Below are 26,432 nucleotides of genomic sequence, written 5' to 3' on the forward strand. Positions count from 1 at the left end.
GGATTTGTCCAAGGGAACCGCTCCAGCTCATGCAAAAGATCCGCGCAGTCGTCTTCGATGCCTATGGCACGCTGTTCGACGTGTATTCCGTCACCGCGCGCGCGGAGCAATTGTTTCCGGGTAAGGGCGAGGCGCTGGCGCTGCTGTGGCGCGAGCGTCAGATCGACTACACCCGCATCCGCTCGATGGCCGCGCCCGACGGCGCATACTACAAGCCGTTCTGGGCGCTGACAGTGGATGCGCTGCGCTATGCGGCCGAGCGCCTGCAACTGGTGCTGGACCCGGCCCTGGAGGCGCAACTGCTCAAGGAGTACGCGTGCTTGTCGGCCTTCCCGGAAAACCTCGGCGCGCTCAAGCGCCTGCGGGCAGCCGGGCTGCCGCTGGGCATTCTTTCCAACGGCAATCCGCAGATGCTGGATATTTCGGTCAAGAGTGCTGGCATGCACGGGCTGTTCGACCACGTGCTGTCGGTCGACGCGGTGCGCATGTACAAGACCGCGCCCGAGGCGTACGCGCTGGGCCCCAAGGCGTTTGGCGTGCCGGCAGGGGAGATCCTCTTCGTCTCGTCCAATGGCTGGGACGCTTGCGGCGCCACCTGGTACGGCTACACCACGTTCTGGATCAATCGTGCCGGTCATCCGGCGGAGCGGCTCGATGTGAGTCCTTCCGGCACCGGGCACGACATGAATGACCTGCTCGAATTCGTCCGCGCCCAAGGTGCGGCGGTTTGACGGCGGGCACCTTTAATCAACCATCGATCACAGGAGAACACTGATGGCCATCACGCTGCCTGCGGGCATGAAGATTACCGGCGAAATCCTGCCGGCTTACGAAGACATCCTCACGCCGGCGGCCCTGGCCCTGGTGGACAAACTGCATCGCGCCTTCGAGCCGCGCCGCCAGGAACTGCTGGCCGCCCGCGTCGAGCGCACCAAGCGCCTGGACGCCGGCGAACTGCCCGACTTCCTGCGGGAAACCAAGAGCGTGCGCGAAGGCGACTGGAAGGTCGCGCCGGTGCCGCCGGCACTGCATTGCCGCCGCGTGGAAATCACCGGCCCGGTCGAAGCCAAGATGGTCATCAACGCGTTCAACTCCGGCGCGGACAGCTACATGACCGACTTCGAGGACTCCAACACCCCCAACTGGCATAACCAGTTGCAGGGCCAGGTCAACCTCAAGGCCGCCGTGCGCCGCACCCTCACGCTGGATTCCAACGGCAAGCACTACAAGCTGAACGACAAGATCGCCACGCTGCAAGTGCGCCCGCGTGGCTGGCACCTGGACGAGAAGCACGTCACCATCGACGGCCAGCGCGTCTCCGGCGGCATTTTCGACTTCGCGCTGTTCCTGTTCCATAACGCCAAGGAACAGATCGCACGCGGCGCCGGCCCCTTCTTCTACCTGCCAAAGATGGAAAGCCACCTCGAAGCGCGTCTGTGGAACGACGTCTTCGTCATGGCCCAGAACGAAATCGGCCTGCCGCAAGGCACCGTCAAGGCAACCGTGCTGATCGAAACGATCCTGGCCGCCTTCGAGATGGAAGAAATCTTGTACGAGCTGCGCGAGCACAGCGCCGGCCTGAACGCTGGCCGCTGGGACTACATCTTCTCGTGCATCAAGAAGTTCAAGGTCGACAAGAACTTCTGCCTGGCCGACCGCGCCAAGGTCACCATGACCGCGCCGTTCATGCGCTCGTACGCGCTGCTGCTGCTCAAGACCTGCCACAAGCGCGGCGCGCCCGCCATCGGCGGCATGAGCGCACTGATCCCGATCAAGAACGATCCGGAGAAGAACGCCATCGCCATGCAAGGCATCATCAACGACAAGAAGCGCGACGCCACCGACGGCTACGACGGCGGCTGGGTGGCTCACCCGGGCCTGGTCGAGCCGGCCATGAAGGAATTCGTGGCAGTGCTGGGCGACAAGCCCAACCAGTTCGACAAGCAGCGCGACGACGTCAACGTGGCGGCCAAGGACCTGCTGGACTTCCAGCCGGAAACCCCGATCACCGAAGCCGGCCTGCGCATGAACATCAACGTCGGCATCCACTACCTCGGCTCCTGGCTGGCTGGCAACGGCTGCGTGCCCATCCACAACCTGATGGAAGACGCCGCCACTGCCGAGATCTCGCGCTCGCAGGTGTGGCAGTGGATCCGCTCGCCCAAGGGCAAGCTGGAAGACGGCCGCAAGGTGACCGCCGAGATGGTGCGCACGCTGATCCCGGAGGAACTGGCCAAGGTCAAGGCTTTCGTCGGTGGCGACACCACGACGTATGACCGCGCCGGCGAGATCTTCGAGCAGATGTCCACGTCGGAGGACTTTGCCGAGTTCCTGACGCTGCCGCTGTACGAAGAGATCTGATCGGGCGGTAGCACTTGCCTGGCCGGGGCTTTTGCCTCGGCGAAAAAAAACCGCAGCCTGGTGCTGCGGTTTTTTTTATGGTGCGCCCGGCAGGGCGCACTCACTCGATCTCCTCGTCGCCGGGAAATCGATAGGCGGCGATGGATGCTCTCCGAGCATCCATCGCACGCGCCCGGAGCGCTCGCCGTCGGCCTGGCCCCAAGCCGTTTGCGCAGCGCCTTTGCACGCCGATCCCGCCTCGGATCGCTCAGATCCAGCCCCTCGAATTCTTCGTCCACCCGCGCGCCCCGACGGCTTGGCCATCCGCGCCAAAAAATACGAGAGTGAAGGCGCGTCCGCGCATGTTTACAGCCCGCTGTGCCCACATTCCGTTAGTTGCCGGCTGCGTGTCGTTGAGACGGGGCTTCGACTTTCGCGTGACGATAGGGCTGGAAGTATCCAGGTATTGATTTAATTCTTTTCCGTAAAACAAGAATTTTCTTGGGTTTATTTTATTTCATGAGATCTATGATTTGGTCACCGTCAAGTGGCCTCAGCGTCATTGCGAATCTTTCTGTGACTCCACTTTGCGTTTAATGCGTCAAGCGGGGTGCGGTTCGATTCGGAAGCCGGTGCATCGGTTCCATGTGGACCCGCATTTAAATCGGGGTGCATCTAATCGTCTAATCGATTGATTCATTGCCCCAACTACCAACGGAAGAAGGAAACCCTATGAAACGTACTATTCTCGGCTCTCTCACAGCCGGCTGTGTGGTCATGGCCGCCATGGCTCCCTCGCTGTCGCATGCGTTCGACGGCCAGCTCGACTTTACCGGCTCCATCACGGACGTCACCTGCACCATCAACGGCCAGCCGGCCGGGCCCAACAATCGCACCACCGTCGATCTGGGCCGTGTGGACCCCGTCATCTTCACGGGCGTTGGCGTGAAATCCGCCGCGGTACCGTTCAGCCTGGTACTGGGCGGCGGCACGGCCTGCAAGAATAAAACGAAGGCTTCCATCTCCTTTGATACGGGCTCCGCCAACATCGATCCCGTCACCGGCAACCTGATCCTGCAGGGCACCGCTGCGGCGAAAGGCGTGCAGATCGAGGTTAGCGACAACGGCAACAAAGCCACCGGCAAGATCGCGCTGAACCAGGCACAGGCGAGCCCGCAGGTGGCCACCATCACTGACAACACCGCAACGCTGACCTACAGCGCGGCCTATGTCCAGACCGCCGCCTCCGTCACGGCGGGCGCGGGCAACTCGTTCATCCGCTACACGATGGCCTACTACTAAATCGAGCCAGGTTAAATTGCCAGGAATGCCATGACGTCGGTCGCTCGCATCTCTTCACTTCTTGCCGCCGGTGTCGTGGCGCTCGCCGCCTGCGCCAGCTTGGCGCAGGCTTCCATTGTCATACAGGGTACGCGACTGGTCTTCCCGTCCGATGCCCGCGAGGTTACCGTCAGGCTGAACAACATCGGCAGCGAGCCCGTTCTCGTGCAGAACTGGCTGGACGACGGCCAGGCGGACGTTCCGCCCGAGAAAGTCCGGGTTCCCTTCATGGTTTCGCCGGCGGTCGGCCGGGTGGAGCCGAGCAAGGGCGCGGTGCTGCGCATCGCCTATACGCAGGAACCACTGCCGGCCGATCGCGAGACGGTATTCTGGCTCAATGTACTGGAGGTGCCCTCAACGAAGGAGGGCGCCGAGAACGCGCTCCTGTTCGCCTTCCGCAGCCGTATCAAGGTCTTCTTCCGGCCCGTGCAACTGACGGACGTCGATGCCGCTCCTGGCAAGCTTGCCTGGAAGCTGGCCACCGTCGATGGCAAGGGGCCGGGTGGAAAGATGGCGAAGCAGCTTGCCGTGGAGGTCAGCAACCCTACGCCTTACTACGTTTCCTTCGGCCGGGTCGACGCCAGGCTGGACGGCAAGTTTGTCTCCGCGGGTGGTGGCATGGTGGCCCCGCTCGGCAAGGAGACCTTTGTACTGCCCGAAGCAAAGCCCGGCAATCATCCCGGTGCCCTGGTCCGATACGAAGTCATCAATGACTACGGCGGCCGGTACACGGAAGAAAAGGCATTGGCAAATTAGCCACTAAGAGGCCGTTTCAACATGAAGCGAAGCGGTTCTGGCTAGGCGCGCGGCCGCAGACAGTACAAGTGGCACGGCCAAGGCCGCGCAACGACGCCAGCATCTTTTGGAAACGGCCTCCAATCATTCCCATCCCGATTCCTTTCGCCGCATCGGTTGTACAGCGGCCTCCAGCTTCCGCAGATAGGACAAATTCGTCGGTCTATGCAATCCTCAGTTCGCCTTGTTCGACCCGCTGGCCCGGCTCGCGCCGCCAGTGTGGCAGCGCCGCCGACCTCCAGGCCGGGGCGCCTTGCGCCTCGCCTGATCGGCGCCGTGGCGGCGATCGCGATGTCGCCTGCCGCCTGGGCGGCGGCGACCGTTGTGGGTGGGCAGGGCGCGGGGACGCGCCAGTCCATGGATCTCGGCGCGCAGATTGGCGAAACCTCGGCGCAGGAAAGCAAAGGAGCACAGGACGGCGACCGGGAGCGCGCGCGAAGTGCCGGCAGCGATGGAACTGGGCCCGCGCCCGAGCCGCGGCTGCTGTCCGCCCTGGACGGCAAACGGGTGATATTCGACACCTACATGCTGGCGCAGGGCGCCGAGGGCATCACGATCGATACCAGCCGTTTCGAGCGGCTGGATATCGTCGCGCCGGGCAAGTACCGCGTCGAACTGCATGTCAATGGCCAATGGCGCGGCACCGAGGATATCGAGTTCCAGCAGGTTGCGGGCCGGGAAAGCTCACAGGCATGCTACGACCGCGAACTGCTCACCCGCGCAGGTGTCGATCTGAACAAGAGCGCGCGCGGCCAGGATCCCGCACGGCCACCCAACCCGATGCCCGAAGGCCTGGTCTGTGCCGACATCGGCAACTATGTTCCTGGCGCCGAACTCAAGTTCGACCAGGCGGAGCAGGCGATTTATCTTTCCGTGCCGCAATACTATCTGCGGCTGACCACATCGAAAAACTATGTCGATCCGCAGCGATGGGACAGTGGCGTTCCGGCGCTGCTGCTCAACTACAACACCAATATCTTCACCACGCAGAGCCAGGGACGCAACACCACCCAGGCCTACGCGGGCCTGAACCTGGGGGCAAACCTCGGGCCGCTGCGATTGCGCCACAACGGCTCGGTTACCTGGTCGCCGCTGACCGGCACACGCTATCAGCGTGGCTATATCTATGGCCAGACCGATCTGCCCGCGCTGCGCTCGCAAGTGCTGGTCGGCGAGAGCTCGACCAGCGGCGAGCTGTTCGATTCGGTGTCGTTCCGCGGCGCGCAGATCTTCAGCGACGACCGCATGCTGCCCGAGACGCAGCGCTACTACGCACCTGTGGTGCGCGGTACCGCCGGCTCGAACGCCCGGGTCTCGGTCCACCAGCGCGGCTTCCTCGTCTACGAGACCACCGTGGCACCGGGGCCGTTCGAGATCAATGACCTGCAGGTTGCCAGCTACGGCGGCGACCTGCAGGTGACCGTGACAGAGGCCAACGGGCAGGCGCRTACCTTCCTGGTGCCCTTTGCCACCACCGTGCAATTGTTGCGGCCGGGCGTCACGCGCTACAGCGTGACCGCGGGCAGGGCTAGCGACCCCTCTTTGCAAGGCAGCGGACAGTACGTCGTGCAGGGCACACTGCAACACGGCATCAACAATATGGTCACCGGCTACGGTGGCGTGGCCTTGGCCAGCAACTATGTGTCCGGGCTGCTGGGCGGGGCGCTCAACACGCGCCTCGGTGGCTTTGGCGCCGACGTCACGTGGGCCAGGGCCACCGTGCCTAACGGCGATAGCCTGCGTGGCTCCAGCTTCCGTGTTTCGTACAGCAAGAATCTGCCGAGCAGCGGTACCAACTTCTCGCTGCTGGCGTACCGCTATTCCACGCGCGGCTATCTTGGCCTGCGCGATGCGCTGATGCTGCACGATGCCGTCGAGCGCGGCGCGGCGGCCGATTCCTTCGCGCGCATGCGCAGCAGAGTGGATGCCAATATCAGCCAGCAGCTCGGCGCGAGCGGCGGCAATGTCTACCTCAACGGCTCTTCGCTCCAGTACTGGAACCAGCGTGGCCAGGCGCTCAGTTTCACGCTGGGCTACAGCAACCAGTGGCGCGGCAACACCTATTCCGTGTCCGTGCAGCGCGTGCAGAACGCGGGGTCCGGGGGGGCGTTGTATGGGGGAGCCAGCAGCGGCAACAGCACGCTGGTCAGCCTCAACCTGTCGATTCCACTGGGAAAGTCCGCCCGCGGCGCTCCCGTCCTGAACACCTTCGTCACGCACGACGACAGTGCCGGCACGCAGGTTTCCTCCGGCGTTTCGGGGCTCATCGACCAGCAGGGCAAGGGCTCGTACTCGCTCTCCGGTACTTATGACGACCGGCGCAATGCCACCTCGGGCAACGCCAGCATCAACTGGCGCCTGCCCGACGTCACGCTGGGCGCCAGCATCGGCCAGGGCCAAGGCTATCGGCAGGCATCGGCCAGCGCGCAGGGCGGCCTGGTCGTTCATCCGGGCGGCATTTCCCTGGCACAGACCCTTGGCGAGACCATCGGCGTGGTCCATGCGGCGGATGCGCAGGGCGCCCGGGTCGGCTACGGCGGCGCCAGCGTGGACCGGCGCGGCTACGCGGTCGTGCCGAGCCTGATCCCCTATCAGTTGAACAGCATCGATGTCGATCCCAAGGGCATCCCCGACGACGTCGAACTGAAGGTGACCTCGCGCAGCGTCGCGCCGCGCGCTGGCTCGGTGGTGATGCTCACCTACGAAACCCGCAGGGCGCGCGCCGTGCTCATCAATAGCCGCATGCCCAATGGCGAACTGCTGCCCTTCGCCGCCACCGCCATTGATGCCGAAGGCGGCACGGAGATCGGCGCCGTGGGCCAGGGCAGCCGCCTGGTGGTGCGCACCGAGAAGGACCGCGGCTCGATCCGCGTCGAATGGGGCAAGAAGCCTGAAGAGCGCTGCGTGATCGACTACACCCTGCCCGCGCGCGTGCAGGGCAAACGCAGCGGCTACGAGATGCTGGACCTGCCGTGCCTTCCATTGCCGGCCGGTGGCGTGGGCAGCAAAGAGCTGGCCGCGCGTCCGTGAAGCCGAAGCAACCCGGAGCCGGGCAACTGTGCAGTACCAGGACGGCAGCGCCAGGCAATCCGGCCGGCATGCAGAACCAGGGAAGGCCGAGCCGCATGACCAATCCGATCATCCCGGGCAGAAGCGATCGCAGGCCGCGTTGCGAGCGGCCGTGGCGCCGCGCCGGGGCCATGCTGGCCTTGCTGCTGTGCCTGGCGCCGGCCGGGGCGCTGGCGGCGTTGTCGATCATCGGCACCCGCTTCGTCTACCCCGCCGAGCTGTCGGAGCTGAGCGTGAGGCTGCGCAATGCGGGCGACAGCCCGATCCTGGTCCAGGTTTGGCTGGACCAGGGAGAGGTCAATGCCGATCCGGCCAGGCTGAGCGTGCCCTTCATCTTGTCGCCGCCGTTGCTCAGGCTGGACCCGGAGCGCAAGACGGTGCTCCGGCTGCGCTACACCGGTGAGCCGTTGCCGGGGGACCGCGAGTCGGTGTTCTGGATCAATTTTCTGGAGGTGCCGCCGCTGGCCGAGGACAGCGCCAGTCTGCTGCGCCTGTCTTACCGCACGCGCATGAAGCTGCTGTTCCGGCCGGCGGGATTGCCCGGCACTGCGGACGGGGCCATCGGGCAAGTGACATGGGCGTTCGGCAGGGCAGGGAAGGCGGGCGGCGCCGTCCTGGAAGCAACCAATCCTACGCCTTACCACGTGTCGCTGGCGCGGATGGAGATCGGGCGCGGGGGCGCATCGGTGGAGCTGGACGGCCAGACCATCGCGCCGCTTGGCGTCACGCGGTTCACGCTGCCCGGCTTGAAGGGCGCCGCCGCGGACGAGGCGGTGGTGCATTACGAAGCCGTCAGGGATAGCGGCGAACTGATCGTCGGGAATGCAAACGTCAAAAGGTAGTTTCGATGCAGCTCGATGGGGCGCTCGATGAGGAATTCCAACTCCACCGGGCTGAGAGCGGCGCATGCGCATCGATTGGGCTGCTCGTGAGATGAATGGGATTGCAATGGGAAGAAATCAAGTGACTGCTGGCCGTGAAACCTTTGTTAATGCCGATGCCGATGCCGATGCGCAAGCCTGCCGGGCGGCCGGTGACAGGCCTGCGCGCCGCGCTTTCGGGCTGCGTGCCTGCGGTGTCGGCCTGATGTTGCTGCTGCCGGTCGCGGGGCATGCGCAGGTGCCCGGTGGGCCCAACGCGTCCAATGCGCCCAATGCAACCAATGCGCCGAATGTACCCAACATACCCAGGGCCGGGCAGACCATGCGCGATCTCGAAACCGTGCGTCCGGAACTGCCTGCGCCGTCCAGGCTGGAGCTGGACCTGCCCAAGGCGGGAGATAGCACCGCACCCGCCGCGCCCGCCGAGCCGGGGATACGCCTGAAGGTGCAGGGCTTTCGCATCGACGGGAACAAGGTATTCGATTCGGCGCAACTGCTGCCCCTGCTGGACGACCTGAACGGCAGCGAGCAGGACCTGGCAGGCCTGCGCGCGGCGGCGGACCGCATCACCGCGTATTACCACGAGCGCGGCTACCTGCTGGCGCGCGCCTTCCTGCCGCCGCAGGATATCGAGGACGGCATGGTCCGGCTCGAAGTGATGGAAGGCAGGTACGGGCGGATCGTGCTGCAAAACAAGTCGCGCGCGTTTGACGGCGTGCTGCGCCAGCCGCTGTCGAGGCTCAGGAGCGGCGAGGCGGTGCATGGCGCGGAACTGGAAAGCAGCCTGCTGCTGCTCAACGATATCCCCGGCGCCGAGGCCAAGGGTACCTTGCAGTCCGGCACCGAGCCCGGTACCACCGACCTGCTGGTCGAGGCGGAGCCCGGGCCGCTGGCCGGCGGCAGCCTGGAGGCGGACAACTATGGCGGCTACTACACCGGTGAATACCGCCTGGGCGGCAGCTTCTACCTGAACAACCCGTTGCGGCTGGGGGACCAACTGAGCTTGCGCGTGCTTGGCAGCGACAAGCGGCAGCGCTACTACCGCGCCGGCTACCAGTTGCCGGCCGGGCCCTGGTCCACGCGCGTGGGCGTGTCGTACTCGGATATGGGCTATCACCTCGGCAAGGACTTCGCGGTGCTGGAAGCGCACGGCCGCGCCAGCATCCGCAGCGTCTTCGTCTCGCAGCCGCTGCTGCGCGGCCGCGCCTTCAACCTGAACGCCCAGCTGCAGTACGACGACAAGCGGCTGCGCGATGAGATGGATCTCTTTGAGACCCGCGTCGGGAAGCGCGTGGGGCTGTGGACCGCTGGCGTGAGCGGCAACGGCCAGGACAACGTATTCGGCGGCGGCCAGACCATGTTCTCGGCAAGCTACAGCACGGGACGGCTTCGCATCGACGATCCGCTCACCGAGTTCATCGACCAGATCAGCGCGAGAGCCGGCGGCAGCTTCAGCAAGATGAACCTGAGCGCGGCGCGCCTGCAGCGGCTGAGCAATCGCTTCCAGCTCTATGCCCAGGCCAATGCGCAATGGGCGTCCGGCAACCTGGACGGCTCGGAGAAGTTCGGCATGGGCGGGCCCTATGGCGTGCGCGCCTACGCGCTCGGCGCCGGCAGCGGCGACCAGGGCTGGCAGGCCAGCCTGGAGTTGCGCTACGCGGTGGCCCCTGGCTGGCAGCTGAGCGCTTTTGTGGACAAGAGCGTGGTGGACATCAACAAGCAGCCCTGGACCAGGGAGCGCAATACGCGCCGGTTGACGGGGGCGGGCATCGGTGGCGCCTGGGCCGGGCAGGGACATCAGATCAGCCTCGCACTGGCCTGGCCGGTGGGCCAGCGCGACGCAAGCGGGGGGCCGGTGCGCAGCCCCAGGTTTTGGGTGCAGGGCGCGCAGTACTTTTGAGTGCGCCGTGGACCGTGTCGGTGCAGTACCCGTGCTGCCGGGATGGTTGCAGCTTTCTCAATAACAAGGAATGAGGTCAATATGAACAAAAGCTATGCACTGGTCTGGAATCAGGCCCAGGGATGCTGGAACGTTGCCAGAGAAGGGGCTCGCCGCCGCGGCAAGTCCGGCGGCGCCAGGCGCGTGATTGCCGCGGTTGTTGCACTGTTGGGTCTGGGGGCGCTTGCGCCGGCGCATGCCTTGCCGACCGGCAATGCGATCGTATCGGGCACCGGCAATGTCGCGTCCTACAACAATGGCCGGGACATGTCGATCAACCAGTCGAGCGACAAGCTGATCATCAACTGGAACGGATTCAGCGTTGGCGCGGGGGAGAAGGTCTCATTCAACCAGCCCGACAGCAACTCGATCGCGCTCAACCGCGTGATCACTGCGAACGCCAGCAATATCCAGGGCCAGATCGATGCCAATGGCCGCGTCTTCCTGGTCAACCCCAACGGGATCGTGTTCGGGCAGACCGCCCAGGTCAACGTGGGCGGCCTGGTGGCCTCGACGCAGGACATCAGCAACGCGGATTTCAACAGCGGGACCTACCGCTTTGCCGGCGGCGCGGGTGCGTCGATCATCAATGCCGGCCGGATTATCGCCGCTCCGGGTGGCAGCGTGGCGCTGCTGGGCAGCACGGTGCGCAACACTGGCCTCATCCAGGCGCAGATGGGCCGGGTGGCGCTAGGCGCCGGCAATGACTTCACCGTGAGCTTCGACGCCAGCAACCTGCTCAACCTGCAGGTGAATGGCGGCCTGGTGGGCTCGCTGGTGGAAAACGGCGGCCTGCTCAAGGCCGACGGCGGCCAGGTGCTGATGACGGCCCGCGCCGCCGGCAGCTTGCAGCAGGCGGTGGTAAACAATACGGGCATGATCGAGGCCAAGACCTTGCAGGGCAATGCCGGCAAGATCACGCTGGACGGCGGCAGCGCCGGCGTCGTGCGCGTGGCCGGCAGCCTGAACGCCAGCGCGATGGCCGGCCCGGGCAACGGCGGCACCATCGAGACCCGCGGCGCCGATGTGCAGGTGCAGTTGGCCACCCAGGTCAACACCCAGGCCAACAACGGGCAGACGGGCACCTGGAAGCTCAGCGCGATGGATGTCAACGTCGGCCAGACCGCCGCCAGTGGCGAAAATACCGCGTTTAGCGACACGCTCTCGCGCAACCTCGGCACCACCAATATCGAGCTGGCCAGCACCGTTGGCAATCTTTCGATCAACGCGCCGATCAGCTGGAACAGCGGCAACAAGCTGACGCTGGCCTCGGCCGGCGATGTCAATGTCAACGGAGCGCTGAGCGCCACCGGCGTCAACGCCGGCGTGGCCATGACCGCCGCCGGCGCCAAGGATATCAACCTGAATAACAAGGTCGCGCTCAGCGGCGCCGGCAACGGCCTTGAGTTGAACTATGGCCGTTCGCTGAACCTGAACAACGGCGCGGTGGTCACCTTGTCCGGGACGGGGGCGTCGTTCAGGTCGAACGGTTTTTCCTATAACGTGATCCAGAATCTCGCGCAGCTGCAGGGCATCAACGACAATCTGGGTGGCTACTACGTGCTGGGCAACAAGATCAGCGGCGGCAGCCTGAAGTCGATTGGCGGCGACTACGGAACGTTCTACGGCGTCTTCGACGGCCTGGGCAATACCTTGAACAATCTCTCGGTGACCAGCACCGGGCCTTTGTCCGGCCTGTTCTCGGCATCGTCCGGCAACATCAGCAACCTCGGCCTGGCGGCGTTGTCGGTCAACGCGACGTCTGCCAATGCCGGCGCAGCTGCGCTGGGTGCGCTGGTCGGTCGGAATTCCGGCACCATCTCCAACGTCACCGCCACCGGCGTCCGCCTCAATAGCAACACCGGGCGGACCCATACGATGGGTGGCCTGGTGGGGAAGAACCTCATCGACGGCGCCATCGACCGCGCTTCGGTGAGCGCTTCCTGTCTGTCTGGCAGCGGCCTGACCCAGTCGATCGGCGGCCTGGTTGGTGAAAACGCGGGCAGGGTGACACGCAGCACGTCGGATGCCACCATCGGGGGTTACATGCAGCGTACGGCCATGGGCGGCGTGGGTGGCCTGGTCGGGCTGAACGCCGGGCCTAATGCGTATATAGCCGATTCGTCCAGCCGGGGCACCGTCGGCACTTACTATGGCGGCCTGAACGTGGGCGGCTTGGTGGGCTACAACAACGGTGGCGTCATCGAGCGCGTCTTCTCCGCCGGTAACACAGGCGCTTCCGGCAACGCCGTTATCGGTGGCCTGGTTGGCCTCAACGACAGCGGCGGCAGGATTGCCGATGCCTACACCAGCGGCCGCGCCGATGGCCGCGGTGCCGCGGCCATCGGCGGCCTGGTGGGGCAGAACCGGAACGGTAGCCTGACCAATGTCAAGACCAGCGGCATCGTCACGGATAATTCCGGCATCGATGTGGGCGGCCTGGCCGGCAGCAATGAGGGCGGCACCATCTTCGGTGCAGAAGCCACCGGCGCCGTGATCGGCGGCACCAACAACCGCGTGGGCGGCCTGGTCGGCAGCCACTATAGCGGCACCATCCAGAGTTCGGTGGCGCGAGGCAAGACCACGGGCGGCAGCAACAGCCACACCGGCGGTCTGGTCGGCTACAACGGCGGCGACCTGCTGGCGGTGGAAGCGAGCGGCGAAGTCTATGCCGGTGCGAACAGCTTTGTCGGCGGCCTGGTCGGCACCAACGTCGCCACGAACGGAACCGCGATCGTGTCGGGCATGGCCAGCGGCAACGTCAAGGGTGAAAGCCGCAGCGTGGTGGGTGGCCTGGTCGGCCAGAACCACGGTGCGGTCCGCGCTTCGTCGGCTTCCGGCACGGTAAGCGGCGGCAGCTATGTGACGATGGGCGGCCTGATTGGCCTGAATCAGGGCGAAGTCAATTACTCGACGGCGAGCGGCAAGGTCAGCTTCGTGCCGAACTACTCCCAGAACTTTGGTGGCCTGGTCGGTGTGAACTTCGGTTCCATGTATGGCAACCGGGTTTCCGGTAATGCTGCCCTGCTGCCGCAGGCCGGCATCAACTACGGCACCATCATTCAATAAGGTGCTGAAGCAGTCCACTGGCCTGCCTGCCTAGCAGGCCCCTTGTACCTTGCATGCCGTGTTTCGGCATGGCATGCAAGGGCATTTCAGTACCGCGGCATGGAACACAAGGACGGATATGCGTTGCTGGTGGCGCAGGTGGCGGGTCCTGCTGGCCGCGCGCACCATGGATTTTGACGCCGCCTCGAAAGGCTGGGGAGACAGGGGTGGGGAGATGGAGAGCTGCATGAATACGAATGTACTGCCTATCGCCGGGCTGCCGGGGATTGCACGGGCGGCGCGCCAATCGGTACGCCTGTTCATTGCCGTGCTGATGCTGATGCTGGGGCTGGCGAGCGGCAGCGCCCAGGCACAATTTGAAAACCGCGTGGCCACCAACTGCGCGAACCCCAATCCGCAGGAGATCCAGCCGTGGACGGTAACCAATCCCCTGACCAGCAGTACGGCCATCGGCACGATCCTGATGGAACGGCGGTTCGCATTGTCGACGGTCTTCACCTTTGGTTCGACGCCGGCAGTGGTCGCTCACGAGCTGGTCACGGGCGCGCACTGGGCAATGGGGTTCGGGCCGCCCATCGGAGCGGATGGCATTGTGCCAACGAATATTGACGGCATCGGCTTCAAGTGGGAAGCGCTATCGTCGGACGGTGTCGCCAGGACCTTGCGCAAGGAAATCGACCCGCTTGCCGTCGAGAAGATCAACGTCTTGTTTCAGCCCAATCTGGGGATACAGACCGGGTCCACCATCGCCAGCTACAAACAGTACCTGGTGCTGACCAAGGACCCGAATGCGCTCGCCGCGGGCGAGATCAAGGTGACCAATGTTGCGGGTGGTCTCCAGGTGAAGATCTACGCAGCGGATATTCTGAAATCGGTGGGGGTGAGCTTGGGCAGCACGTTCCAGGTGCCCACCTTGGGCCCGGGATGCCATCAGTCCATTACCTACGACAGCACGGGTCTCGTCAGCATCGGCGGTGGCCCTCCGCCCCCGATTCCGAACAAATGCGATGTGGTGGCCAATCAGATCATTCCAGTCAATCTGGGGAGTATTCCCATTGATCGGTTCAAGAGGCTCAACGACACCTCCCCGCCGAAGCACTTCGAAATCGCCCTGAGCAATTGCGCGGCCAACGCCAAGCCCACGATCAGCTTCAGGGACAAGGCCACGCCCCCCAGTGCGGACAAGACGGTATTGCGGCTCAGTGCGCCGGGCGGGCAAAGCCTGGCCCAGGGGTTCGGCATCATCATGACGCGCGAGGATGGCAGCCGGGAGCGCATCGCCTATGGCGATCCGGGCGTTGCCAAGAAGTACGAGATGACGCTCGACAAGCCGGGTAGGACCGCGAAGCTTCCGCTGTCGGCGCAGTACATCCGCACCGGTGGCGACGCCGAGGTGAAGGCCGGTTATGCGGGAGGCTCTGCCGAATTCACCTTCACTTTCCCCTGAGGATGGTGTCCAGAAACCAGGGTGGCAACGCCGATCTGACCCTACGCGTGCCATCAGATGAATTCGAGGAGCCACCTCACCCGGTTTCGATGCCAAATTCGGCATGAACGTGGACGATTTCGCCAGTGTTGCGGGTCTGCGTTCCGATTAAGGGTGTCGAGAAACGTGGTGGTGGGTATAGGATGGAAGGTGGCCAATGGAAAGCAACGTATAAGTGTTGCTGTTGATGATGGGGATGATGATGTTGCTTGATATTTCCAACGTGCGTTCGACTCTTGATGATCTAAGAAAAGAATTTCAGGGGTTCGATGTAACCGGATTGTACAATTCCTTTTTGGCGCGTTGCGATTTGGTGGGCGAATGGAAATTCTCTGATGGCGATTATTTTGAGCACCTGCCACATGAAACGGAGCGTATGGGGTTTTCATCGCCTCGATTGATGAAGAAAAAATACGCAAGCGTAGAAGAGGCACGTGTGCTGGGGAAATATTGCTCTGGTTTTTATGGCGGCAGCCATATTATTACCGTTTTTCCTGGGCAAAGAGGGATCCAGGCGATCCAGGCGACGCTATACGACCACGGTGACGGCTTCTCGGAGATTCGTACAGTTGGTTTTAAAGGGATGGATCGTCCAGATAAACGCGAGTCCAGGTTGATCGGCTTGGGAAGGCTATTTCAACTTGATGACGGCGACATAGTTTACGTTGGGGTCGGTGTCGGCGACACTTTTTCCGTATTTCTTTACAAGTACGCTTCCATCGGGAAGATCCTGTCCGGCCGAGCCATTGCCAAAGGGTGGCCCGGCGAAGATGAATGGTTCTATCGCTACGACAGTGAAGGTCAACTGGCCGAGATAACGTCAAGTACTACGCCCCTTTGGACGAGGAAATAAATGACTCGGCCGGTTCTCCTGGGAAGGGCAAGCTTGGTCTGCCGAAATCGGGGGAACTTCCGTAAAGTGAGGAACGATGTCTAAAGCTCGTGTAATTGGAACATCTATAGATGCTATTCGTGCTGCCGAGACAGAATTGGGACGTACGCTACCTAGGTCTTTCTCGGATTGGATTTTAGTAAACAATGGGAGATCCTTGGGTGCATTGACCGTGTTTCCCGTCTTCGATTCCCGCGATCCGAGAAAGACATGGGAATCCATAGTCCGTCATTTCAATGAGGGATGGAAGGAATGGCTGGACAATTTTGGAGATACATCAATTGACTTCTCTCAATTGCTGCMTTTCGCGGAGTTCGGATCAGGGGATTACTATTGCTTCGACTATGCGAAGCTAGGCGGTGCTGGAGAGCCCGTCGTCGTTCGATGGTCACACGAGACCGGTGAGATGGTTCAAGATTCCGACAGCTTCCCATCATTCCTGACGATGCCAGGACGCCCCGCATAGCGTAGATTCTGCAGTCGCTGGACAACCTGCTCAAGGCATATGCCGGCACCCACTACAGCTGGGGCGAGCGCGGCAACCTGACCAATCGCGTGACCTCGCGTGACCAACGGCACGGGCGCGCGCTTCATCCGGGACAGCTTCAACCGGCTGGTGAGCGGTTTTTTTGCCCACCAATGGCGTAGCAGTGTGACTTTTTGTAGCGGGTGGTTCGGAGCGTACTTTGTGCCTTTATACTGCGCAGGTCGTTGCAACCACAGCGACCGGGTTTGACAGCCTGTTAAGAACGCGGACATGTGCCACTATACGGCCTTTGTCCGTCATGCCTTTGCGCGTCCCTACGGGCGGGCCTGGGCGGGGGAGCTTTCGAGCTCACCGGTTCCTTCTTTCCGGCTGTCAACCCTGCCTTGCGCCCRCCCACCCCGTTTGACAGCGGGGAACGGGGTCGAAATCGCTTGAGAAGGAGGCACATCCATGCCCCAGTCTTCGCTCGCCCATCCCGGGCAAATCGCACCTCCCAAGCCAGCCAATCTCTGCCAGCGCCTGCGCGCCTCCCAACGGAGGGCGCCCGATGCATAGGTACCCGCACTACAACATCACCGCCCAACGCGCCGGGCGCGACACGTTCCTCACGGCCCACGCCCCTTCCGAAAGCCCGCTCAGCCTCGCCTCCGAGAAGACCGCGCAACTCAACGCGCTGCTTTCGGTGGCTGTTGAGAATGCTGCTGGTGGCTCCTTCTGCAACATCACCGAAGAAACGCAAAGCCATCTGCTTTCGCTGGCGGCCGTGCTCGCGCATGAAACGCTGGTGCTGAGCGAGTTGGCTGCGCTGGACGATGAGGAGGAGGGTGGCGATGGATAATGGGCGGGTGCGCCACGCGTTGACGGCCTGCTGATCTGGCCTCCACGGCCAGGATGGGGCTGGCGGGTGAGGTCGAATACTGAACCGCCCCGAGTTTCGTGGAGGCCCGTTGGTTTGAGTCAGGCCGATATGGCCTGCTTGGTAAGTTGACCTTGGCTTCGGCTGGTGGGGTAGATCCGATCGGCTCGAGCAATCGATGATCGTGGAACCAGGCCACCCAATTCAGGGTGGCCAATTCCACTGTTTCTTTGGTCTTCCTGGGGGTACGGCGATGGATCGATTCGGCCTTGTACAGCCAGCGCTGCCAAGTAGAGACGTAGGTGAAATCCGAAACCCAGAGCCGATTGGGTCGTTCAAATCTCGTCGTCTGCCAAGGCCTCGCGCGGATCCATTGCAGCCCCCTTTAGCGGCCTATCTTGGGCGGATTGGATGGCAATCCGTTGCCAACGTCATGCCAGGTTAGCGCGAGCCATGGGTGCCTGGGCGTGATGAGCCGCTTTCGTCGACATCGTTCTGCGCAAACTGGACTGCAAGGCCGATCGCTCGCACGCTATACCTGTTCACCTGCCAGCCATCCCCGGTCTTCTGTGGATGATCGGGGCCAAACGGTCTCGCCAGCACCCTAGGACCCGTCCAGGGGATCTCACTGCGCGTCGTTGGCAGCACGTCTATCAATATGTCGTCCCGATGCAAGCCACCCTGCGTTTCGGAGTAAGGCTGTGCGACGGCACCCCAACGGCGTAGCCAGGCACACAGATGCGTGGCGACCTCTCTCACGTCCGAGCGCACGTACACCACGCCGGGCCGAAGTTGAGGCATCACGATATCCGGTGCATCGATGGACAACGAAAAGGGCAGCGTAGCCGAGAAGAGGCTTCCGAGCCCAGGCTCGCTTACCACCTGGATAGCGCCGCCCATCAACTGGGCAAGCCGGTGGCAGATCGAAAGTCCGAGTCCCGAGCTGGCTGTCGCCTGCCGGCTACCGCTCGCCTGATAATACGACTCGAAGATGTGCTCCTGGCTTTGCGCGGCGATGCCGATGCCGGTGTCCGCCACCTGCCACATCAGTTCGACGCCTTCCGGCCGGGTCGCCACCATTTGCGCGCGCAGCACCACCCGGCCCATCTGCGTGAACTTGATGGCGTTACTCAGAAGGTTGTTCAGGATCTGGCGCACGCGAACGGCATCGCCAAGTAAGCGCCCGGGAATGTCTGCATCGATACAGGCGTAGATGAGCAGGCCCTTGCGCTCCGCGCGTGCGGCGTACGAGGAAAGCACGTCTTCCGTCAGGTCGAGCGGCGAGAATGCCGCCGGTTCGAGCATCAGGCTCCCGGCTTCGATCCTCGATATGTCCAGCGTGTTATCCACTACCTGCAATAGCGATTCCGAGGACCTTTCGATGGCCTTGATGTACTCCCGCTGCTGCCCTGACGTGCCGCTCAAGGCCAGGAGCTCAAGTGTTCCCAGAATGCCATAGAGCGGCGTGCGAATCTCATGACTCATGGTGGTCAGGAAAACGGTCTTGGCCTCATTGGCGGCTTCCGCCCGTTGAATGGCTAGCTGCGTTGCTGCTTCCATTTCCTTGCGGGCCGTGATGTCGCTGAACGCGCAGATCACCACGTCCTCGCCCTGGTAGCGCGCTGACGCGAAAGACACATAGACGCTGCGGCCGTCATGCAGCACCAGCTCCCTCCCGGTGCTCGGATGGCGGTCCTTGGACAGCGCGGCTTCGCGCCACGAGACGTCGGGATCAAACCAGCTTCGCGCCAATCCGTTGGCAAGCGGCACGTTGCCGTCGCGGCGGCGAAGCACACACAATGCCACCGGTGCCGCCTCGATCATGGATCGGCTAAACGCTTCGCTTTCGATCAGGCTGTCAAATTGCCGCCGCGCCGGCAGTATCTGGTGCCGATTGATATACACAATGCCGATGCCCACGCCGATGATCAGCAGAAGGAAGCCCCCCAGTGCCAGCCGGATGGCCGGCATGCACGCCTTCAGCAACGCGCTCGCACAAATGAAATAAACAACGCGCCAGCCGTCGTCGCCTACCGCCTTGCTGAGCGTGAGGTACTTGGGTATTGGGCCCATTCCGTATCGAATAAACGCATCCTCGCGCGTCATTCTCGCCAGATCATGCCTAAATTCGGCATCTTCCGCGCGTTCGAGAACAACGTTGTCATGACGGTCCAGCAGCATATAGCTCAGGCCAGGCTTGGACAGCAGGAGACCCGGCTCGACATTGTCCAAGGCCAATCCAAGCCAGCCGGCTGTCTTCTCGCCAGGATCGACCCGGCCAAACATATAAAGACGATGATGAATACGATCGCTGGCCCAGATAATCGACCTGGCGTCAGCCGGTTGCGCGTGCCGCGCAACCAGGATGTTCGTCACCTCAGGCGAGAGAGCCTCCCGAATTCCACGGCGATTGCCCTCCAGCCCTACTTGAGCGGTCTGGGTGGCGGTCCAGTAGACCAGATGGGCGCCTGAGCGCGCGATGGCATCCCTGTCCCGTTCAGTAACATACAAGGTCCAGCTCTTCCCGATTTGCCGATCGATGGCGAGGGAAATCCCTTCGACGTGATGTGCCTCGCTTGTTGGCAACGCGACAGCCTCGCCGCTGCCTTCGGATATGGAGTCGATCAAGGATCTCAGCAGCGAACTACGTCGCCCCAGGAAAACCTGCGCGTTATACGCCGCAGCATTCATCTGGCGCCGATATGCAGAAATACTTCTCTCAAATTGAGACTCCAGGTACAACACCGCGGCCATACCCGCGCACAGCAGCAACGTCGCAGCCAGAAGATATAGCATCACAACGGCTACGCGCGGCGGCGATATCTTGACGCTACGGCGCCCAGCACGAAGTCGATGGGAATGCATGATCGAATAGTGCCGTCGATCGGAAGCCTTTCCTATCGGACAATTCTCAATCTTCGATTTCAGCAGCGATTTTCCATAGACCTCCCGCAATCCCGCTGGCAAGACCCCGGAGCGTCGTTATCCGCGCAGCGAACTGACTGTCTCCATCGCAGCAGTATCCTCGTTGGCAGGGGCAAACCGAAATGCGAATGCGTACTCATACAGCTCGCGGTCGTTTGCGAGTCCCAGCTTTTTCATGCCTGTGATGCGCTGCGTGCTCACGGTCTTGACGCTGCGGCCCAGTGCCGTGGCGATCTCACCGACGGTCATGCCTCGCGTATAGCGGCGCAGGACTTCGGTCTCCCGTGCTGAAATGCAGTCGTTGGCAAAGACGTCGATCGGCTCCTCGGCCATCCGCGAGTGAGCCATCAGTCTGCGCACCGATGCCGCGATGTACATTCGCCCTCGCGCGACAGCCCGGATGGCACCCGCGATCTCCCTTGCAGGATCGCTACTCAGCAGCAGGCCATGGGCGCCCGAGACGATCATGGCTCGCAGGACCAACGGGCTGGATACCTTCGTGATGATCACGACCTTTAAGCGAGGACAGGTGCCATGCAGAAGATCCAGCAATGCGATATTGTCGTTATGTCGCCCGCCCGGACGATAAAAGGCGCAGAGCAGGACATCGGCCCTGGCTCTGCCCAGYCGCTGCATCAGTTCGGCGGAATCCACGGGTTCTCCAACGATCTCGACTTCATCCATCAGCGCTAACACCTGGCGCAGCTTTTTCTGCGACGTGGAATGGTCATCCGCAAGTAGCACTCTGATTGGCACAACTATGTCCTCCGATCAACGAATCTGTGTGAAACCGATCCGGCGCCCGGCGGAACGTGCCCGGTGCGGTGCTCCCCCGCTCCGTAGAGCAGGAGTATCCGGGATACCGCGCCATCCACTGCACGTTGGCCATCGCTCGCTTCGATTGTTTCGGGTACTTGGCGTGACAAGGGGTTGTCAATCTCCAGCCGCGCAATGGCGGCACGGCAATTAGCGATGAACAGAATGGTGTGGCCATATTTCGCCCCCTGCTTCAAGACGAGCGCGCCTGACAGCAAGCCAATCCTCCTGCGGGTAGTGGCAAGGAATGGCCAAGATCGATCAGGGGCGGTGCAAGGTCTTCCGATGGCCTGCTTCCATGAAAGTGCATAGAGGCCGCCAAAGCCCCGGTGTGGCTCGCGTTCATCTACAGATATTCGCCAGAATTCCACGGTAGCGACACAGGATAGTTCTTGTTTTCGGCAAAAATAAATGAATTGAGATTATCGCGACGCTTAACGGCGCGTGCGTGCTCAGGGTGCCCAGCGGTGCAAGTCGGTCTCTCATCAAAGTCAGGCGCGGGCCAATTCACCCAACCCTTCCAGAGCCGGGTCTCGGCGGAATTTCCACCTGCGCGGTTCTTCGCACACGCCAGCCAACGATGCTTCGACCCGCACGGAATTGCAATTCGTTAATCGCCAGTCAATTTTTAAAAAATTAAAATGATGAAGTTAAAGTTAATCAGAAAAGATTATGTGGTTGACTGAGTGATTAAATGAAATGGGGTTTTGCGGTACGGATGTCCGGGCCGGTTGCGCTGGGAAAAATGTGGAGAGCGTAGCGCGTAGCTTGCGCGGCGCGGCATCGCGCCTATGCGCTGGAAACAGGTCGATCATGGCGCGCAGTACGGGCAGCACGCGATCGTGCGTTGGACCGAGAACCAGAATATTCTGGTAGAAGACGAATGTTGACTTCAGTATTCTTGACTTCGTCGGCATCAACATTCCCTGGCGATGCCGAAGCCCGATTCCGGCGAGGGTTTCCCTCCCTCTGACCGGGACTTCTACCCACCCAAGCGACCCTCGTGGGCAGCTTGGGTTTTTTTGCGCCAGGCAGGGCGCACTCACTTGGGGGTGGACGTCTCTTACACATCTCGCCGCTGGATACCCGGCGGCGCTTGCGATCTCGTTCGCCAACCGCCGTATGCGGAGCCGCACGTACGGTGGCCCGAAAGGGCTGAGGGGGGCGCCCCTCAGCCTACTCGATGCCGATGCCTGGGCGTGTCCATGGTGTCCTGCTACTGAAAAAGCTCGGTAGCAATGCAGAAGGTAATGAGCTGCTGGTCGGTTGTGACACCAAGCTTCTGCATTGCTGACACCTTGTGGCCACTCACGGTCTTGATACTGCGGTTGAAGTGCTTGGCGATATCCTGGACCGACTCCCCGCCAACGAAATGGCGAAGCACTTCATATTCCCGCGGCGACAGCGTCTTGATTCGCTCGCCAATGGACTCCGCCCCCGAATTCGCGCGAAGAGACGCCTGGAGGGATGCCGGAATGTATCTGCGGCCGCTCCGGATCGCGAACAGGGCGGTGAGGATGTCGTTGAGAGAGTCGCCCTTGAACACCACACCGTGCACGCCGGCATCGTACAGGGCTGATGCGATGATCGGGTTGGTGAGCATTGTCAGCACCAGCAGCTTGACGCCGGGAAACGTCCTGGTCAGGTATGCGATGAGCTTCAGGCCATCCCCGAAGACCGAGTCACCGGGCATGGCAAAGTCGGTGACAATAATATCCGGACGGGCAACAGGAATCTTCGCGATCAGGTCCGAGGGACCCGAGGCGGAATCAACCACCACGAAACGCAGGTCCTGCTCAATGACTTCGCGTATTCCCATGAGCACCAGGGGATGATCGTCCGCTAAGATGATTTTGGTTTTTTTCATGGAATTCAAAAATCGGATAAAGAGAAGCCGCCGCCTGGTTGATTGTCAAAACTCAGCAAGAATGGCCTCGATCTGCGAGGCAACCAGGGCTATGCCTGCCTTCTGCTTTTGCTGAAGGCCTTCGCTGCGGATGTCTTCCTCCAGGGCTTCGCAGTCTTTCACGAGTCTGAACAATTTTACGGTAGCCAGCGCTCCGCGGATACGATGCAATGTATCCAGGGCGCTGTCGGCGGACGAATTCACGATTGCCCGATCGAGCGCCGCGATATCGCTTCGCATGGTTTCGGCGAATACGTCGCGGAACCTGAGCGGCACGAACCCGGCCTCATCGTGACTGGCCGGGGACTCCGGGGCGGTTTGCGCCACGTGCCGTATGACAGCAGGGGAGCGAACGGAATGGAGATGAGACCGTAGCGCCCCCAGGTCAATTGGCTTGACCAGCCAGGACGTCATGCCTGCGTCCATGCAGCGCTGCGCCTCTTCGCGCATCGCATTGGCGGTGATCCCGATAATAGGGCCCACGTAGCCTTGCTGCCTCAACGCTTCGGCCAACTCATAGCCATTTGCCCTTGGCATGTTGATGTCCGTGATCACGACATCGAACAGATCGGTGTGCCATCGGGCCAGCGCATCCACCCCATCGTAGACCAGAGCAACCAGGCAGCCGATTTGTTCGAGTTGCTCCTTCAGGATCGCTCCATTTATCGCGTTGTCCTCGGCCACGAGGACCCGAAGCTGTGCGCCGGCAGCGAGAGGTTCCGCCGGCCTGTCAAGTGACTCGGATATACCCGGCTCCGCCAGCGCGATGGCGCTGCCGACCGCTTGAACGCTGTGCGCACTCAGGTAGCCGCGTCCCGCCGGCAAAGCAGCGTCCGCCGCAACAGGCTGGCTGCCGGCAAACAGATAATTCCCGGTCCAGTCCTCGGGAACAGGGTAGGAGACAAGAAGGTCCAGCAGACGCGCATGCCGCGCAGCATCGGCAGGAATATCGTCTGCCGTGTGAGTGGTGGCCCCCCAGCGCTTCAGCCATGCGCACACATTGTCGGTCAACTCCTTGCTCGGGGATCGCACGTAGACGGATTTCCCCGTCAGCACAGGCGCTTGCGACGGTACCTGCACCGCAGCATGCGACAAGGGGAGCATCAGCGAAAAGCTGCTTCCCAGGCCCGGGTCGCTGACCAACCGGATGTCCCCATGCATCAGCCTTGCCAGGCGCATGCAGAGGGACAAGCCCAATCCGGCGCCGCTAACCGTATGCATATTGCTGTCGATCCGGTAGAAGGGGGTGAAGAGTTCCGCTTGCCGTTCCGGCGGTATCCCGACTCCTGTGTCCACCACCTGGAACAACAGCGTCACGCCAACGCGATCTGCCGAAACTTGCCGGACGCGAAGAATCACGTGACCGGATTCGGTAAATTTAATGGCGTTGCTCAGGAGATGGTTCAGTATTTGCTGAATTCGCATGGTGTCGCCACGCAGGTGTTCAGGCAGGTCGGGCGCAACGCAGGCGTACAGGAGCAGGCCCCTTTGCCCGGCGCTGGCGGCATGGCGGCTGATGGTAGCCTCCACCAGCGATAGCAGGCTGAAGTCGTCCGCCTCGACCGACAGCTGCCGCGCTTCGATCTTGGCGATATCCAGGATGTCGCTGATGATTTGCATCAGCATTTCCGACGCATTGCGGATCGTCTGGACATACTGCCTTTGCGTGTTGCCAAGACCGGTGAGATCCAGGAGTTCCAACGCGCCCATTACGCCATACAACGGCGTCCGGATTTCGTGGCTCATCGAGGCCAGGAAGGTGGTCTTGGCCTCGCTCGCGTTGTCGGCGTCCTGCTTTCCCTTGGCCAGGGTGCGTTCGATTTCCTTGCGTGCGCTGATATCGGCAAACGCGCACAGCAGCACGGCTTGGCCACCGTAGCGGGTCGGCGAGAATGCCAGGGAGAGCGGCCGGTTGCCATCGCCCCGGATTTCCTCGATAGCGCCGGGCAGGGTAGCGGCAAGCACTTGCGTGGCCTGAGAGGCATTGTCGAGAATGCACTGCAGGTCCTGGTGCGTATCCAGGCCCGGGTCCAGGTTCAGCCATTGCTTTGCCAGATGGTTGCCGAACAGCGCCGTACCGTCCGCCTGGCTGTAAATGCACAGCGCCATAGGCGCGGTCTCGATCAGCGCGCGGCAGAATGCGGTGGTTTCCGCCAGCCGTTCGTGCGCCCGGCGCGCCGGCAATACCACGCGACGGTTGTACCAACGGGCGAAGGACAAGCCACCGCCCAGCCCGAATAGCACCAGCAGCGCGAGGACGGCTGGCAGGCCCTTGTTATGGCGGAGTAGCGTCGGATAACTAACGCGGTATAGCGCGTGCCACGACCCGCTTGGGTCCCTTAGCCGAAAGTACAGTCCATCAGCGGCATAGGTGACGCCATCCGCCCTCAACGCGGGCATCGGCGACTTGCCCGCAAAGGTGGTGCGGGCCCTGTCTTCCAGCCAGAAATCGTCGTGGCTGGGTGTTTCCAGCGAACGCCGAATACTGCCAATCCTATCCAGGCTCAGCAGCGCGGCTGCGTAGAGCGCAGCGTTCCCGGATTCCGTCGCACGCGGCATGGCCGCCGCGGCATCGAGCGGCAGGACGGCGAGCATCTTGCCTGCCCCCCCGGCCGCTGGATCCGAGCGGAGCCAGCTGACAGGCGCCGATGCAACGTTGCGCTCGCCTGCGTGCGTGCCGGCATGCTGTGCAACCGTCGAGAGCACCTCGCCGAACTCCTCGGGCCTGTTCTCCGACGTGGAGCGGAACGCCCGCATGCCGACACGGGCATCGGCATGCGCCGCGATCAGGAAGACATCTGCCGGAGGATGCTGGGACGCTGCCCAATAGGCGCTGTGGTAATCGAAAACGAAGGAACCAAACCGGAGCACGGATCTGTCTTGCGGCGGACAGTCCACCGTGCTTTTGCAGGCAACGCTGAACATGACCGATGTGCGCGGAACCCGCGCCTCGAACAGCATCGCGCCGCCATGGGCGCTCGAATCGATGCGCTGCAGCTTGACATCACCCGCATAGTCATCGGGATGCAAGCCCCGGACTCGCGTCTGCAGGCGTATCAGGAAGGCCTCCTGCTCGCGGATATAGCCAGTGAGTTCGGAAAAATGGACGGCGATCCGTTCTTCCTGATCCTCCACAACGCGGAACATGCCCCAGCAAAGCGTGCCGGCCAACATCAGCGCCAGCGGAGCGACGGCAAACAGCACGAGACTCAGTTGCCTCTGCATGCGGGCAAGGCGGCGGATCGGACTGCTTTCCATTAGCGCGGCAGGTAGTGAAAGGCATCGTGTCTACGATGGGGCCTCGGGGAACATTGGAAACCTCTACGGCGGTGCCACGCTGCGGCCCGGTGTGACCGGCATTGCGCACACGCCAAAGGACGGAGAATGRCCTGCTCTGCCCCGAGCAATACATAAGTGTCACTGGACGTGTCACTGAAAGTGGGGCAACTCGATGTGTACACCAGATCCGACAATTGCTCAATAGCCGCGGAGCATATCCCGGCATTTCGGAAGGACCCAGACGATGCCAGCCAACGGCAGAGCCGTCCGTCTCGAACGGGAACTTGTGCTGTACACCATAGTCGCGCGCATCGTTGTGGGATGGCGCGAGGCGTGTGACGATGGCCGCAT

Annotated in this window: 16 protein-coding genes and 2 pseudogenes; 12 read left to right on the forward strand and 6 right to left on the reverse strand. The window is 62.4% G+C overall.

The genetic code is table 11. The features are described 5' to 3' along the window. The first annotated feature begins 29 nt into the window (after window positions 1-29). Window positions 30-731, forward strand: coding sequence for a haloacid dehalogenase type II (locus tag AB4061_RS01385; protein ID WP_441630222.1), 702 nt, complete (start codon window positions 30-32; stop codon window positions 729-731). 43 nt (window positions 732-774) lie between these two features. Further along, window positions 775-2,361, forward strand: a complete 1,587-nt coding sequence (aceB, locus tag AB4061_RS01390; RefSeq protein ID WP_441630224.1) for a malate synthase A — start codon at window positions 775-777, stop codon at window positions 2,359-2,361. Window positions 2,362-2,570: 209 nt separating this feature from the next. On the opposite strand, the pseudogene AB4061_RS01395 reads toward aceB, so the two are convergent. Then, a pseudogene (locus AB4061_RS01395) lies at window positions 2,571-2,726 on the reverse strand (hypothetical protein); the annotation flags it as partial. Between the two features lie 346 nt (window positions 2,727-3,072). Between AB4061_RS01395 and AB4061_RS01400 the strand changes: the two are divergent. From AB4061_RS01400 to AB4061_RS01445, 10 genes are all read left to right on the forward strand, one after another. Next, a complete protein-coding gene (locus AB4061_RS01400) occupies window positions 3,073-3,642 on the forward strand; it encodes a fimbrial protein (RefSeq protein ID WP_441630226.1) in 570 nt (189 codons plus the stop codon). Between the two features lie 30 nt (window positions 3,643-3,672). Continuing rightward, the gene (locus AB4061_RS01405) at window positions 3,673-4,437 is read left to right on the forward strand and encodes a fimbrial biogenesis chaperone (protein WP_441630227.1); all 765 of its coding nucleotides are present in this window, start codon (window positions 3,673-3,675) and stop codon (window positions 4,435-4,437) included. A 330-nt stretch (window positions 4,438-4,767) separates the two neighbouring features. Then, window positions 4,768-7,506, forward strand: a complete 2,739-nt coding sequence (locus AB4061_RS01410) for a fimbria/pilus outer membrane usher protein (RefSeq protein WP_441630229.1) — start codon at window positions 4,768-4,770, stop codon at window positions 7,504-7,506. A gap of 95 nt (window positions 7,507-7,601) precedes the next feature. Then, window positions 7,602-8,387: a fimbria/pilus periplasmic chaperone gene (locus AB4061_RS01415; RefSeq protein WP_441630231.1), complete on the forward strand. Its 786-nt coding sequence runs from the start codon at window positions 7,602-7,604 to the stop codon at window positions 8,385-8,387. Between the two features lie 121 nt (window positions 8,388-8,508). Then, window positions 8,509-10,326 (forward strand): ShlB/FhaC/HecB family hemolysin secretion/activation protein, encoded by a 1,818-nt coding sequence (locus AB4061_RS01420; protein WP_441630233.1) that lies wholly within the window; start codon window positions 8,509-8,511, stop codon window positions 10,324-10,326. Window positions 10,327-10,407: 81 nt separating this feature from the next. Next, window positions 10,408-13,434 (forward strand): two-partner secretion domain-containing protein, encoded by a 3,027-nt coding sequence (locus tag AB4061_RS01425; protein WP_441630235.1) that lies wholly within the window; start codon window positions 10,408-10,410, stop codon window positions 13,432-13,434. Between the two features lie 226 nt (window positions 13,435-13,660). Further along, window positions 13,661-14,881: a fimbrial protein gene (locus AB4061_RS01430; protein ID WP_441630237.1), complete on the forward strand. Its 1,221-nt coding sequence runs from the start codon at window positions 13,661-13,663 to the stop codon at window positions 14,879-14,881. Window positions 14,882-15,095: 214 nt separating this feature from the next. After that, window positions 15,096-15,773: a hypothetical protein gene (locus AB4061_RS01435; protein WP_441630239.1), complete on the forward strand. Its 678-nt coding sequence runs from the start codon at window positions 15,096-15,098 to the stop codon at window positions 15,771-15,773. Window positions 15,774-15,849: 76 nt separating this feature from the next. Next, window positions 15,850-16,278 carry an SMI1/KNR4 family protein gene (locus AB4061_RS01440; RefSeq protein ID WP_441630241.1) on the forward strand — a complete coding sequence of 143 codons (429 nt, stop codon included), beginning with the start codon at window positions 15,850-15,852 and terminating at the stop codon, window positions 16,276-16,278. Window positions 16,279-16,846: 568 nt separating this feature from the next. After that, window positions 16,847-17,137 carry a hypothetical protein gene (locus tag AB4061_RS01445; protein ID WP_441630243.1) on the forward strand — a complete coding sequence of 97 codons (291 nt, stop codon included), beginning with the start codon at window positions 16,847-16,849 and terminating at the stop codon, window positions 17,135-17,137. Between the two features lie 145 nt (window positions 17,138-17,282). Here AB4061_RS01445 and AB4061_RS01450 read toward each other — a convergent pair. The 5 genes and pseudogenes from AB4061_RS01450 to AB4061_RS01470 form a co-directional block, all read right to left on the reverse strand. Then, window positions 17,283-17,498 (reverse strand): annotated as a pseudogene (locus tag AB4061_RS01450) (hypothetical protein); the annotation flags it as partial. Window positions 17,499-17,596: 98 nt separating this feature from the next. After that, on the reverse strand, window positions 17,597-19,951 hold the full coding sequence (locus AB4061_RS01455) for an ATP-binding protein (protein WP_441630245.1): 2,355 nt from the start codon (window positions 19,949-19,951) through the stop codon (window positions 17,597-17,599). Between the two features lie 186 nt (window positions 19,952-20,137). Next, entirely contained in the window at window positions 20,138-20,836 is a 699-nt protein-coding gene (locus AB4061_RS01460; protein ID WP_441630247.1) for a LuxR C-terminal-related transcriptional regulator, read from the reverse strand. A gap of 1,276 nt (window positions 20,837-22,112) precedes the next feature. Further along, the gene (locus AB4061_RS01465; protein WP_441630249.1) at window positions 22,113-22,763 is read right to left on the reverse strand and encodes a response regulator; all 651 of its coding nucleotides are present in this window, start codon (window positions 22,761-22,763) and stop codon (window positions 22,113-22,115) included. Window positions 22,764-22,808: 45 nt separating this feature from the next. Continuing rightward, the gene (locus tag AB4061_RS01470; RefSeq protein ID WP_441630251.1) at window positions 22,809-26,060 is read right to left on the reverse strand and encodes an ATP-binding protein; all 3,252 of its coding nucleotides are present in this window, start codon (window positions 26,058-26,060) and stop codon (window positions 22,809-22,811) included. Window positions 26,061-26,432 lie beyond the last annotated feature (372 nt).

The sequence above is a fragment of the Cupriavidus sp. YAF13 genome, from assembly GCF_052113425.1.
Classification (GTDB): Bacteria; Pseudomonadota; Gammaproteobacteria; order Burkholderiales; family Burkholderiaceae; genus Cupriavidus.

Coding starts and splice junctions, on each gene's coding strand:
- AB4061_RS01385 (WP_441630222.1), top strand. CDS start 30: ATGCAAAAGATCCGCGCAGTCGTCTTCGATGCCTATGGCACGCTGTTC.
- aceB (WP_441630224.1), top strand. CDS start 775: ATGGCCATCACGCTGCCTGCGGGCATGAAGATTACCGGCGAAATCCTG.
- AB4061_RS01400 (WP_441630226.1), top strand. CDS start 3,073: ATGAAACGTACTATTCTCGGCTCTCTCACAGCCGGCTGTGTGGTCATG.
- AB4061_RS01405 (WP_441630227.1), top strand. CDS start 3,673: ATGACGTCGGTCGCTCGCATCTCTTCACTTCTTGCCGCCGGTGTCGTG.
- AB4061_RS01415 (WP_441630231.1), top strand. CDS start 7,602: ATGACCAATCCGATCATCCCGGGCAGAAGCGATCGCAGGCCGCGTTGC.
- AB4061_RS01425 (WP_441630235.1), top strand. CDS start 10,408: ATGAACAAAAGCTATGCACTGGTCTGGAATCAGGCCCAGGGATGCTGG.
- AB4061_RS01430 (WP_441630237.1), top strand. CDS start 13,661: ATGAATACGAATGTACTGCCTATCGCCGGGCTGCCGGGGATTGCACGG.
- AB4061_RS01445 (WP_441630243.1), top strand. CDS start 16,847: ATGCATAGGTACCCGCACTACAACATCACCGCCCAACGCGCCGGGCGC.
- AB4061_RS01455 (WP_441630245.1), bottom strand. CDS start 19,951: ATGCTATATCTTCTGGCTGCGACGTTGCTGCTGTGCGCGGGTATGGCC.
- AB4061_RS01465 (WP_441630249.1), bottom strand. CDS start 22,763: ATGAAAAAAACCAAAATCATCTTAGCGGACGATCATCCCCTGGTGCTC.
- AB4061_RS01470 (WP_441630251.1), bottom strand. CDS start 26,060: ATGGAAAGCAGTCCGATCCGCCGCCTTGCCCGCATGCAGAGGCAACTG.